This is a genomic window from Candidatus Nitrosopumilus salarius BD31 (genome assembly GCF_000242875.2).
Taxonomy (GTDB): domain Archaea; phylum Thermoproteota; class Nitrososphaeria; order Nitrososphaerales; family Nitrosopumilaceae; genus Nitrosopumilus; species Nitrosopumilus salarius.
Genome location: NZ_AEXL02000144.1, coordinates 1 through 11,269, shown reverse-complemented (window position 1 = coordinate 11,269; position 11,269 = coordinate 1). Strand labels below are relative to the sequence as shown.

Here is an 11,269-nt window from a genome sequence, read left to right as displayed (position 1 = left end):
TTATGTATAATGGAATTGGAGTTTCTATTTTTGATGCTGCTAGTAATTCTAGAATATCTCTAAAAGTAATGATTCCTCGAAGATTATCCCAAAGATTGACTAAGCAACATGAAGAGTTTGTTTTTAACATTAAATTCACAATATGATTGAGATTATCATTAGGTGTACATTGTGGAAATCGCATACTTCCAATATTCCCAATCTTTGATTCTAGTTTATGTAGTGTTTTAATTCCTATAGATTTTTTTCCTTGACGTTCTTGAGGTAAAATACATTCTAAGATATGTGTTGATGTAAGAACTTGTTTTATTTTTCCATTATTTAATACAGGAAGATGATCTAATCTCTTTGAGGTCATTATTCTTCTTGCATTGCTGAGAGTCTCATCAGATGATATTACTATTGGATTTTGAGTGTAAATCAAATTTGCCTTTATCCATTTGTTATCTTTAGTTGAAAGAAGTTTCAAAATTCGTTGTACAGTAACGACTCCTACAATCTTATTTTTTTGAACTATTGGAACTTCACGAATTCTATGATGTGATATGATGTTTGCAGCTTTTTGAACGGAATCATTTGGAGATAAATATGGGATAGGATATAGGAATGATTCTACTTTCATCTTTGTAATATTTTTAGCATTAAGAAGTGTTCGTATGTTAGTTGACAGAGTATATTTTCCATTTAGATAAAAAACATCATAAGCATTATTTTTTGAAATCTTGTTAATTACGTTTGAAAGCGTTTCTGATGGCTCAATGATAGTTGCTTTGGAAATTAATGGTTTTAATTTGGATGACTGTATTTCCATTAAATGCTCATAAATTGTATCTGTAATCATTTCTGTTCTACCTTTTCCATGTTTTATCCTATTTTTAAATTAAATGAACCTCTTGATTTTCATAATTGATTTTATTGGTATGAAATTTGCTAGATTTTCTAAAATGATTTTGAAGAGTTTAGTTAAATAGACACAATTTATGAAATTTATCGTGAGAAAATCACTTTACATGAATATTCTAGTTCCATTAGATGGTTCAACTTATTCTGAAAAAGCTCTACTACATGCATGTGATATGGCTAAAAACCATCAATCTCATTTGTTACTTTTGTATGTTGTAGAAAAATCAATCCCAGTAAATTTATTGGATAGAAAAGAATATCTTGAAATTTTAAAAAAATTTGGAAATAATGTTTTAACTAAAGCAAAGAAAACTGCTACTTTACAAGGAGTGGATTCAAAAATAATTATGAAAGAAGGAAACATTACAAATGAGATTGTTAAACTTGCAAAAAAAGAACAATGTAATTTAATCATTGTTGGAAGTAAGGGTCTTGGTGCTACAGCAAGATTTTTCCTTGGAAGTGTGTCAAATAAACTTGCAAATAATTCTCCTTGCTCTATTCTTATTGTAAAATGATTATAACATAGAACTATTCAAAACTTAAGCCAAAATATCTTGAACTAAGTATGATGTTCAATCCAATCGGTCTAAAAATCTATGAATACAAATTGAAAGAGTTGTGACTACATTTTAGAATCTTTATTCAATAAAAGATAAAAGGAGTTTCAATTTGGTTTTATTATGAGTCGTACTTGTACTAAATGTAAGAATCCAATTCCTGACGATGAGGAACTTGGCGTTGTTGCTGCAAAATACCCTACTTGTAACAAATGTTGGGCTGAATGGAAAGAATACCAAATTATGGTAATGAATGAAATGAAACTTGACATGTCTATGCCTGATCATAGAAAATTATTGAAAAAGCACGAAAAAATATTTGTAGGCGTATTATCTCCTGAGGGAGAAGTAATAGATTACACAAATGAAGATAATCGAAAACCTGATGAGCCTAAATCCGTCTAAAATCTCAGATGTTTTTTAGCATTATCTGGTATTACTACTAATATTCTTCTTTTTGCATCTTCATCTAAGTTATTAATGATTTTTTTAATTGTATTTGCTAGAATTTCTTTTTCATTTTCATCTAATGTTAAAAATATTTCTAAAATTCCATCTAGATTGAAAGTGATCAATTTTTGTGGCGATTGTGATATCTCTACAATGTATGCTGAAAATAATCCCTCTCTTTGTTCTTCAGTAAGTGTTGTTAAAATTTTAAGCCATGTTTTGAAAAGCTTTGAAAAGTTAGGAAATGGAATGGTTGGTCCAGCTTCTAATGCGTTGTTGATCACTTCTTTTCTATCTGGTTCAGATAATGAAAAAAACTCCATCATTCTTTTTTTAAAATTGGATTTCTAAGAAAATCTGGAAGGCTAGCTAAATTGACTATAATATTCCCAGCAAAATTTTCTCCCACCATCGATCTAAAAGAATTCCTGTTGAATATAAAATCATGTAGAAATACTTTAGCTTAAATAAACGAAGTAGACGTCAAACATTATGACGTCCACTGTTGTTGTTGGAGGATTTTTTGGTGATGAAGGAAAAGGAAAGATTATCTCATATTTGGCAATCAAAGATAATCCAAAAATTATAGTACGTGGTGGAGCTGGTCCAAATGCTGGTCACACAATTAGAGATGGTGATAAAGTATACAAAGTAAGAATGCTTCCAAGTGGATTTTTGAATAAAAATGCTAGAGTTATGATTGGACCTGGAGTTGTAATTAACCCCGATGTTCTCAAAAAAGAAATTGAAGATTTTGATGTAACAGGTCGTTCTTTTATTGATAAAAATTGTGGTGTAATTGAGGAAACTCATCTACAGCGAGATTCTAAGGGTGAATTAAAAGAAAAAATTGGCAGTACTGGTTCTGGTACTGGTCCTGCAAATGCTGATAGAGCAATGCGAGTTCTAAAACTAGCCAAAGATTTTGAATCTCTATCTTCTATTATCGTGGATGTCCCTTTTGAGATAAATTCAGCACTTGATGCAAATGAAAATGTCTTGATTGAAGGAACTCAAGGTACCTTTCTTTCTTTATGGCATGGAACCTATCCCTTTGTTACCTCTAAAGATGTGACTGCATCTGGTATTTGTGCTGATATTGGTCTCGGACCTACTAAAGTCGATGAAGTAATTGTTGTTTTCAAATCTTATGTTACGCGTGTTGGAACTGGGCCATTAAACAATGAACTCTCACTTGAAGATGCAGAGAAAAAAGGATGGTCTGAATTTGGCACAGTTACTGGTCGTCAAAGACGTGCTGCTGATTTTGATTTTGATTTAGCTAGGCGTGCAATCATGCTCAATGGTGCAACACAAATCTCTATTACAAAATTAGATGTTCTCTTTTCAGATTGTGCAGGAAAAACTTCCTTTGATGATTTATCTGATGATGCAAAAGCGTTCATTAAAAATATTGAAAATAAATTAAACACGCCTGTAACAATTATCGGAACTGGCCCATCTGTCAATGATGTGATTGACAGAAGAAACTAGGCTCAATAATTTTTGGATAAGTTTAATTTGATAACCTGCTTTTAATCTCTGTGGATAAATTACAATCTCCTATAATTGATAAATTCCCACGTTATATTCAAGTTCATTCTACTTTAGAATTCACTAGGCTAGTTTGTGCATTAGAGCGTGCACCACGCGTTTCTTTTTTACATGATCATGATGGCAGAAAAATTTTATCTGTACAAATGGATGTTTTAAAAGAAAAACCAATTGTATATTATACTCCTCTAGAGCATAACGGTCACTATCTTTGTTATGGATTAAAAGGTGGCAAAGAAGAATCTGAAATTGTTGACACTACTTCTGATGCTAGTAAACTATACTCTCCTATTATTCGGATAAAATCTCTGCCAAAAACTTTACAACCTGGAAATGGAACTCTGGATAGATATCAACCAATAGAGTTAGAGGATATATCGAGTCTTGCAAAACTCACATGGGGTTTTGAAGAAATTCCGTTTCCGTTATTCCTTTTTCCTCGCAATAACAAGTGGCTAATTGGTGTTTTTATGAATTTTAATGATGAAGGTACATCTTATTTCTGTCATGTTGTTTTAGATAGTGATCCTCAGAAACCTTTCTTGAAATTTTCAACCTCAAATAAAACTGAACCTACATTTGTTGATAGTCCATCTGAACATGGCTACTCCTATATCAAAATTATAAAATTAAAAGATACCCACCCACTTGTTGATTATGGTCACCTTCAAAACTAGACTTTCACAAATCTCAAAAACTAATGGTAAGGTTATTCTTGCTAATGACTATGATCAGTCTGTTAAAAATTTAGAAGCAAAAACTATCCAAAATATCAAAGAATTACATCCATATCTATGTGGAATCAAGCTAAATTTTCATTTATTACTTCCACTAAGTGGAAAAGAAATTCTAAAAATTAACAAGACAGCTCATCAATACGGTCTACAAACAATTGCAGATATCAAGCTCAATGACATTGGAAATACAAATCAAGTAACATCAAAACATCTATGGAATTTGGGATTTGACGCTGTGATCGCAAATCCAATAATGGGTTTGGATAGTCTAAAGAATTTGGTAAAATCTGCTCACAAAAATGAAAAAGGTGTAATCACTTTATGTCACATGAGTGCACCAGAGGCTAAACTATCATATGATATGGAAGTCAAAATGGGCAAAAAACAACAACTATACCAATTATTCCTGAGTTGGGCTTTAACTGCAAAAGTTGATGGAATTGTAGTGGGAGCTACTTTTCCAAAAATTATCAAATATTGCTCTAAAAAGGCAGGAAAAAATTTGAGTATTTTTTCACCAGGGGTTGGTACTCAGGGAGGAAATGCAGATGAGGTAATCTCTTCTGGAACTGATTATCTAATCGTCGGTAGAACAATTCTCAATTCTAGAAACCCAATTGAGATGGCAAAAGAATTACATTTGCAGAGTCTTGGTAAGTAACATTTGCGCTCTTGTTAATACTGTTTTTGCATTATCAAATGTAGTTTTTTCCATCGCAGATGTGTAATCCATCCATGTGTAATCCAAATGTTCATGCGAAATTGTAACATCTTTAGTTTTTGTTTCAGCTAAGAAAAATACTACTTTTTTATGAACTAATTCTCCTTGATATTGGAAATTGTATTCAATCCATTCTTCAAAATTTTCTAAAAACGTTATGTCTGTTATGCCTGTTTCTTCTTTAGTTTCTCTTATTGCTGTTTGATGAATTGATTCACCTTTTTCCATTTTGCCTTTTATAAAATCCCAATGACCTGATGGATAATGTAAAAGCAAAAATAAAATTTTTGAATCTTCTTTTCTAAATAATACAATTCCAGCAGATGTCTCTTCAATCATTTTCCTAACCTTCTCTTCCTCTCTTGGAAAGTTCTAATTGCCCTCATTAAATCAATTTTTCTAAATTCAGGCCAAAAAATATCCATAAAGACTAATTCACTATATGCACTTTGCCACATAAGAAATCCGCTTAATCTTTTCTCACCAGAAGTTCTCAAAATCATGTCTGGAGATGATTGTGGTAAATGAGATGTGTATAGATTTGATTCAATCTCTTTTTTATCTATATTATTTACATCTAGAGTTCCATCTTTGATTTTTATTCCTATTTTTTTTACCGCATCTACTAATTCATTTTGTCCTCCATATGCTAATGCAATATTTAGAAAATGATTGTCATAATTTTTTGTAGCATCATCTAATCTTTTTAGAACTTCTTTGATTGAATCTGGAAGTAATTCAATTCTACCTATAGCTTTAACTCTCATTTTATTTCGATGAATTCTGGGATCATTGAATAATTTTTCTAATCTCATGCGAATTAATTCATAGAGATATTCTAATTCGTCATCTTTTCTATCTAAATTCTCTGCTGAAAGTGCATATAGAGTTATAATTTTAATATCGAATTCTTCACACCAGTCAAGTAGGTTTTCAACTGCATCAGCTCCCTTCCAATGTCCTTTTTTTGGCATTGTCAGATGTCTTTTAGCCCATCTTCTATTGCCGTCTAAAATCAAAGCAACATGATTAGGAATGTCTCCATTCTGAATTTCATTTTCTAATCTTCTACCATAGATCTTATAGAGTCCAGATATTTGAAAAATTACATCTATTATCTTGCTAAAGTCTTATCACCATTTGATGACTAAAATGATTGATGATATCAGTGTTTTTCAAGAAATGAAAAGAGATTGTGAAATTTAGTCTGAAACCATTTCCTGATGTTTGTGTCTTCTATATTTTTTAAACAGAATTGTGGCTGAAATTAGTGTTGCTGCTAACCCTCCTAATAATGGGGGAATCAAAGTAAATGAATTCTCATCATAAATGATGATGTTGGTAAATTGAGCTATTACTGGATAAAGAGCTATTAATACAATAATTCTTAGACTGTCGCTGATTTGCCTAGGAATTCCACCTATCCAATTACTAAGTAACGTTCCAGCAAATATTGCTCCTAGACCAATCCATAAAATTGGTAATGCGCCTGCAATAAATTCACCAATTATTATTTTATCTGTAATCTTTGCAATCAATTCTGCATCTGATTCAATTAACTTTGAATCTACAGCATTAATTCCAGCTGGTACTGATGAGAGAATTAGTAATACGCCTGCAACCATTGTAAACATTCTGATAAAACCCATCGGAGTTGGTTTTGACCAATTTGATAATGTTCTGTCAATATCAAACGCTCTTATCAAAAACGCTCCTCCCAAAATGCTTATGAGAACTGAAAATATTTCAGCTGTATATCCAAATACAGCTCCTATTCCACCAATTAATAAAAGAATTCCTGGAACTCCTAAAAAGAATTTTGAATATTTTGAATCATATGCCAACATTTTAAGATATTTTCCAAAAACTGCATAAGAGTACTCTACACTTCTACTAACCTTCATTACGACACGTTGTACAGACACAACTGGCAATACGTTTTGAATAACTGGGATGACACTCTCATCGTCTTCTCCATCAGAAACAATTACTGCACCATTTGCAGCAAATTTTTCTAAAACTTTTCTTGTTTCGGCAAGAATCTTTTCATCAGCATGAATTCCTCTGTCTTTAACTCCTGCAATAGTTACTACTTCAACTTGATACCCTTTACTGATTAAATCTTCATATGTCTTAATTGCTGCAAAAATAGAGTTTGAATCTGCATCTTCAGGATCCTCCAATGCTAATCTTTGAGCTGCCTCGATACATGAATCTCTGCCGATTACTGGTGTGATAATCCCTGCTTTTTCTCCCACATCATTATCCCTATCAATACAAATCACTAATAGTTTATTGGCGGTAGAGGCATTCACATCTTTTTCCACTTTGCCGACTCGTTGAGACATTTACTTTCTATTGTAGAATTACTTTTTAACGATTTCCAACAATTATGCTTAGTAAATTTCGGTTTTGAGACTAGCCTGGTCTTGATTCATCTGAAATCCTAACAAATTCCGAAGATTCCATTTTCAATGACTCAATTTTTTGTACCACTTTTTCCATTTCCTCCTGTGTACCATCATTTTCAATCAAATTAGCCAAAACTTTGGTTTCTGTGATATATGAATTGAATTTTTTCAATGCTTCCATATAACTAATGTAACTTGCTTGCCATTCTTCAGATGGCTTGGATGTAACAAACTCACTTATTTTGGTAGTTACTTGAGATGATGTAACTTCAGTAATCGTAATGTAATCTTGTGGGGTGATTTTTCCATTAAGAAGATTTTGATATTCAATATTGATTGATTCTTCTAAAACTTCATGAATATTTTTGACTCCATCTAGATAATCTTCATAGTCAGACACCACAAATGTTGTTTCATTTTCTTGGGGAATTACCCATAACAAAAAACTCGCACCTGTAATTGCTGCTAAAATAATCACCGTAGTTGCAATTCCTTTTTTTGATGCCATTTTGCTCTTTTCCTATAAATGGTGTTTATAATTGGTAATATTTGAAAAAATCCTAATTTATTAAATAATACCTAAAGAAAACATGCTATTTTGAAATCATTATCATGATTTTATAAAAAATATAACTATTAATTGAAATTTCTATAAATTTTTCTTTTTTGATGCCTAAAAAAATTTACGTACATCTAGTCTATAGTTAAATAATTTTCACAGGCTCTTCCTAAATACCACAAAGCTGGATGAATTTCATAATGGTTCAAGCATATTGCGTAAAATGCAGAGCAAAAAGGGATATCAAAGACCCTCAAGAAACTAAACTAAAAAATGGACGTCCAGCTGTAAAAGGCACATGTCCAACATGTGGTACGAACGTTTTCCGTATAGGAAAGATGGAATAATCTAAAACACAAGTCCACACGATTTCTCTTTTTCAAAACCAATATAGGGTCTGATGTATGTTATTTTTTGTGACCAAATCAGATTATGAAAATCTACTCAAACGTATACAGGATAAACTAGGAGATTCTAGTAAAGAATCACAAACTAGATTTGAATTACCCGTAGTGGATGTAATGTGGGAAGGCCAGAAAACCTTTTTACGTAATTTCTCTGAATTTCCAAAAGTTCTTCGAAGAGATCCAGATAAGGTTCTCCAATATCTATCAAAAGAATTTGCAGTTCCTGCTGAACGACTTGGAGATAAAGCCATGTTTGTTGGAAGGAGAGCACCTGATGATTTTACACGACTATTCCAAATTTATGTGAAAGATTATCTTGAATGCCCAACATGTAAGAGTCCTGATACAAAAATTCATAAGGAAAATCGAATATCATTTCTAATCTGTGAAGCATGTGGAGCAAAATCTACTTTGAAAGGTAAATATGCGTAATGCAGTTCTCGGTACGAATCACTGAATATCAAAAAAATACAATGCTGAATATTTGTGATGCTGATCTTTTAGGAAAAAAAATTATTCAAGATGAGTTAACAATGAATATCAGTGAAGGTTACTATGGAGAAAGATTTGTTGAAAGAGATGAAGCAGAAGATCTACTAAAAAACTCTTCAATTATCAACATGGTTGGAAAAGAAACTATCTCACTGTCAATTGATCTTGGTATTGGTTCTGAAAATGGTGTAAAAATTATTTCAGGTATTCCTTTTCTGATTGTATTCAAAATGTGATGTGTATTTGAATTGATTATAAACTCTCATATTGTTTTTCATAACAACAGAAATCTCTTTTATCTAGTATCTTCACTAATATCCAATGCCTGATGATATAATGTCTGACGATTTATTGTTTGATGACTTAAGTAGAAAGATAGAATCTAAAGTTGACAATAAATTAATTTCTAAATCTAATCGAGGTGGTTTGAAAGATGGTTTCAAAAAAGGCAAAGTAATCAATGAAGTTTTGGATAAACCTACTGTTATGACTCTTTACAAAATGATCACAGATCATGTTATTGCATATGTTAATGGAGCTATAAGTGCTGGAAAAGAATCTGTAGTTTTTTGGGGCGTTGATGAAAATGATGCTAATGTTGCTTTGAAAATTTATTTGGTAAGTACTTCTAATTTTAAAAAACGTGAACCCTACATCATTGGTGATCCAAGATTTTCTCATATCAAAAAAGGCACCAAAAATCTAGTTTATCTGTGGGCAAAAAAGGAGTTTCGTAACTTAACTCAATGCCATGATGCAGGACTTCCTGTTCCAAGACCCTTGTATCTCACAAAAAATGTTCTTGTTATGGAATTTGTTGGTACAAATGGTGTCCCCTGTAAGTCATTGCTCTATTCAGAAGTAGATGAAGATGACTATCATCAAGCAATTTCAATAATTAAGGATCTATACCATAAAGCAAAATTAGTTCATGGTGATTTTTCAGAATATAATATTTTTAAAACTGAAAATGGATTGGTTGTTTTTGATCTAGGTTCTGGAGTTGATCTAAGACATCCAAATGCTCAAGAATTTCTTAAAAGAGATATTAATAACATTACAAAATTCTTCAATAAAAGAGGAGTTCTTGTTGACAATCCAGATGAGTTATTTGAGGAACTTGTAAAATGAGTTTTGAAAAATTACTTCGTATTCCAAATGATCGAATTGCAGTTTTGATTGGAAAATCTGGTTCTGTAAAATCAAAAATAGAGACACTGTGTCATGTGTCATTAGAAATTGATGGTGATACTGGAGAAGTTTTTATAAAATCTGAAGGTGACGTAGAAAAAATTCAACCATTCAAAGCAATGGAAATTGTTACGGCTATTGGTAGAGGGTTCTCACCTGAGAATGCACTGACTTTGTTAAACGGTGAAAACACCTTACACATTATAGATCTTAGAGAATTTGCTGGAAAATCCAATGCAAATGTTGAAAGGATAAAAGGGAGGATCATTGGAGAAGGTGGTAGAGCTAGAAGAAATATGGAAAATCTTAGCGGTACTCATATCTCAGTTTATGGAAAAACTGTTTCAATTATTGGCGATGCAAGTAAATTACGATTAGCAGTTGATGCAATATCTTCAATTTCGAGTGGAAGTATGCATGGTGCAGTATATACAAAATTAGAAGCTGCAAATAGAAGAGATAAACAAGAAAAAATGAAATTGTGGGAAGATCAAGATGTCTTCTATTAAAGAAAAATTTAATCAAATATCGCCTAGCGAATTCTTTTACAGTAATCGTGATTTAGCAGGATTTAGTAATCCTACACGTTCTCTTTATACTGCCGTTAGAGAATTTGTCGAAAATGCATTAGATGCATGTGATCAAAAGGGGATCCTTCCTGATGTTCATCTGATTATCAAGGCAGTTGATCCTGAAAAATCAGATCCTAAGCCCTATATTTTGACAGTAAAAGATAATGGTCCTGGAATAGACGCTAGTCACATTCCACTTGCATTTGGAACTGTATTGTATGGTTCCAAATTTGGATTGAAACAAGCTAGAGGAATGTTTGGTTTGGGTGCTACGATGGCAATTTTGTATGGGCAAATCACAACAAACAAGCCTGTTCTAGTAAAAAGCTCAGTGGATGGAAAAACTCAAGATGAATTTGAATTGTTATTGGATATTCAAAACAATAAACCCGTAATTGTGAAACATACTACTAAAGAAGTTTCAAAACCTGGACTCTCTGTTAGTATTTGTTTAGAAGGAGATTACTCTAAAGCAGGAAATAAAATTCGAGATTATGTATATGAAACCTCTTTGATTACTCCATATGCATCAATATCTTTTGATGATCCTAAAGGCGAAAAATTTAGCCATCCTAGATTTGTAAAAGATATTCCTCCACCTCCTACAATAATCAGACCTCACCCACATGGAATTGATGTAGAAAGAATTCGAAGAATGATAGTTGAATCACAATTTGAAATTCCTAATATTGATGATGCGATGATTGAAAAA

Annotated in this window: 17 protein-coding genes; 11 read left to right on the top strand and 6 right to left on the bottom strand. The window is 32.0% G+C overall.

Annotated elements, in window-relative coordinates:
* The coding region (locus BD31_RS08525; RefSeq protein WP_008301230.1) for a CBS domain-containing protein at nucleotides 1-841 on the bottom strand (841 nt) is incomplete at its 3' end.
* A gap of 151 nt (nucleotides 842-992) precedes the next feature.
* Here BD31_RS08525 and BD31_RS08520 point away from each other — a divergent pair.
* Together BD31_RS08520 and BD31_RS08515 are read left to right on the top strand one after the other, a co-directional pair.
* Entirely contained in the window at nucleotides 993-1,421 is a 429-nt protein-coding gene (locus BD31_RS08520; RefSeq protein WP_238536111.1) for a universal stress protein, read from the top strand.
* A gap of 165 nt (nucleotides 1,422-1,586) precedes the next feature.
* Entirely contained in the window at nucleotides 1,587-1,868 is a 282-nt protein-coding gene (locus BD31_RS08515) for a Fe(2+)-trafficking protein (protein WP_008301231.1), read from the top strand.
* On the opposite strand, the gene BD31_RS08510 is transcribed toward BD31_RS08515, so the two are convergent.
* Nucleotides 1,865-2,239 carry a hypothetical protein gene (locus BD31_RS08510; protein WP_238536110.1) on the bottom strand — a complete coding sequence of 125 codons (375 nt, stop codon included), beginning with the start codon at nucleotides 2,237-2,239 and terminating at the stop codon, nucleotides 1,865-1,867. The genes BD31_RS08515 and BD31_RS08510 overlap by 4 nt on opposite strands.
* A gap of 166 nt (nucleotides 2,240-2,405) precedes the next feature.
* Between BD31_RS08510 and BD31_RS08505 the strand changes: the two genes are divergently transcribed.
* The 3 genes from BD31_RS08505 to BD31_RS08495 are packed head-to-tail and all read left to right on the top strand — an operon-like array spanning nucleotide 2,406 to nucleotide 4,865.
* Nucleotides 2,406-3,407 carry an adenylosuccinate synthetase gene (locus BD31_RS08505; RefSeq protein WP_008301221.1) on the top strand — a complete coding sequence of 334 codons (1,002 nt, stop codon included), beginning with the start codon at nucleotides 2,406-2,408 and terminating at the stop codon, nucleotides 3,405-3,407.
* A 50-nt stretch (nucleotides 3,408-3,457) separates the two neighbouring features.
* Nucleotides 3,458-4,144, top strand: coding sequence for a hypothetical protein (locus tag BD31_RS08500; RefSeq protein ID WP_008301214.1), 687 nt, complete (start codon nucleotides 3,458-3,460; stop codon nucleotides 4,142-4,144).
* On the top strand, nucleotides 4,125-4,865 hold the full coding sequence (locus tag BD31_RS08495) for an orotidine 5'-phosphate decarboxylase (protein WP_008301215.1): 741 nt from the start codon (nucleotides 4,125-4,127) through the stop codon (nucleotides 4,863-4,865). The genes BD31_RS08500 and BD31_RS08495 overlap by 20 nt, the downstream gene beginning before the upstream one ends.
* Here BD31_RS08495 and BD31_RS08490 read toward each other — a convergent pair.
* The 4 genes from BD31_RS08490 to BD31_RS08475 form a co-directional block, all read right to left on the bottom strand.
* Nucleotides 4,839-5,264: a bis(5'-nucleosyl)-tetraphosphatase gene (locus tag BD31_RS08490; RefSeq protein ID WP_008301224.1), complete on the bottom strand. Its 426-nt coding sequence runs from the start codon at nucleotides 5,262-5,264 to the stop codon at nucleotides 4,839-4,841. The genes BD31_RS08495 and BD31_RS08490 overlap by 27 nt on opposite strands.
* Nucleotides 5,261-5,962, bottom strand: a complete 702-nt coding sequence (gene uppS, locus BD31_RS08485; RefSeq protein WP_256359037.1) for a polyprenyl diphosphate synthase — start codon at nucleotides 5,960-5,962, stop codon at nucleotides 5,261-5,263. Before uppS ends, BD31_RS08490 begins: the two co-directional genes overlap by 4 nt.
* Nucleotides 5,963-6,127: 165 nt before the next feature.
* Nucleotides 6,128-7,273 (bottom strand): DUF373 family protein, encoded by a 1,146-nt coding sequence (locus tag BD31_RS08480; protein WP_008301229.1) that lies wholly within the window; start codon nucleotides 7,271-7,273, stop codon nucleotides 6,128-6,130.
* Nucleotides 7,274-7,343: 70 nt separating this feature from the next.
* Nucleotides 7,344-7,844 (bottom strand): hypothetical protein, encoded by a 501-nt coding sequence (locus BD31_RS08475; protein WP_008301216.1) that lies wholly within the window; start codon nucleotides 7,842-7,844, stop codon nucleotides 7,344-7,346.
* Between the two features lie 251 nt (nucleotides 7,845-8,095).
* Between BD31_RS08475 and BD31_RS10410 the strand changes: the two genes are divergently transcribed.
* From BD31_RS10410 to BD31_RS08445, 6 genes are all read left to right on the top strand, one after another.
* A complete protein-coding gene (locus BD31_RS10410; protein WP_048097612.1) occupies nucleotides 8,096-8,242 on the top strand; it encodes a DUF5679 domain-containing protein in 147 nt (48 codons plus the stop codon).
* A 69-nt stretch (nucleotides 8,243-8,311) separates the two neighbouring features.
* On the top strand, nucleotides 8,312-8,734 hold the full coding sequence (locus BD31_RS08465) for a translation initiation factor IF-2 subunit beta (RefSeq protein ID WP_048097611.1): 423 nt from the start codon (nucleotides 8,312-8,314) through the stop codon (nucleotides 8,732-8,734).
* Nucleotides 8,734-9,030 (top strand): DUF424 domain-containing protein, encoded by a 297-nt coding sequence (locus BD31_RS08460; protein WP_008301228.1) that lies wholly within the window; start codon nucleotides 8,734-8,736, stop codon nucleotides 9,028-9,030. Before BD31_RS08465 ends, BD31_RS08460 begins: the two co-directional genes overlap by 1 nt.
* 85 nt (nucleotides 9,031-9,115) lie before the next feature.
* Complete coding sequence (locus tag BD31_RS08455) at nucleotides 9,116-9,925, top strand: serine protein kinase RIO (RefSeq protein ID WP_008301242.1); 810 nt, start codon at nucleotides 9,116-9,118, stop codon at nucleotides 9,923-9,925.
* On the top strand, nucleotides 9,922-10,494 hold the full coding sequence (locus tag BD31_RS08450) for a KH domain-containing protein (protein WP_008301244.1): 573 nt from the start codon (nucleotides 9,922-9,924) through the stop codon (nucleotides 10,492-10,494). Before BD31_RS08455 ends, BD31_RS08450 begins: the two co-directional genes overlap by 4 nt.
* Nucleotides 10,481-11,269 (top strand): DNA topoisomerase VI subunit B (locus BD31_RS08445; RefSeq protein ID WP_008301237.1); only part of this gene is annotated, 789 nt, incomplete at its 3' end. The genes BD31_RS08450 and BD31_RS08445, both read left to right, overlap by 14 nt.

Coding starts and splice junctions, on each gene's coding strand:
- BD31_RS08515 (WP_008301231.1), top strand. CDS start 1,587: ATGAGTCGTACTTGTACTAAATGTAAGAATCCAATTCCTGACGATGAG.
- BD31_RS08510 (WP_238536110.1), bottom strand. CDS start 2,239: ATGATGGAGTTTTTTTCATTATCTGAACCAGATAGAAAAGAAGTGATC.
- BD31_RS08505 (WP_008301221.1), top strand. CDS start 2,406: ATGACGTCCACTGTTGTTGTTGGAGGATTTTTTGGTGATGAAGGAAAA.
- BD31_RS08495 (WP_008301215.1), top strand. CDS start 4,125: ATGGTCACCTTCAAAACTAGACTTTCACAAATCTCAAAAACTAATGGT.
- BD31_RS08490 (WP_008301224.1), bottom strand. CDS start 5,264: ATGATTGAAGAGACATCTGCTGGAATTGTATTATTTAGAAAAGAAGAT.
- BD31_RS08480 (WP_008301229.1), bottom strand. CDS start 7,273: ATGTCTCAACGAGTCGGCAAAGTGGAAAAAGATGTGAATGCCTCTACC.
- BD31_RS08475 (WP_008301216.1), bottom strand. CDS start 7,844: ATGGCATCAAAAAAAGGAATTGCAACTACGGTGATTATTTTAGCAGCA.
- BD31_RS10410 (WP_048097612.1), top strand. CDS start 8,096: ATGGTTCAAGCATATTGCGTAAAATGCAGAGCAAAAAGGGATATCAAA.
- BD31_RS08460 (WP_008301228.1), top strand. CDS start 8,734: ATGCAGTTCTCGGTACGAATCACTGAATATCAAAAAAATACAATGCTG.
- BD31_RS08455 (WP_008301242.1), top strand. CDS start 9,116: ATGCCTGATGATATAATGTCTGACGATTTATTGTTTGATGACTTAAGT.
- BD31_RS08450 (WP_008301244.1), top strand. CDS start 9,922: ATGAGTTTTGAAAAATTACTTCGTATTCCAAATGATCGAATTGCAGTT.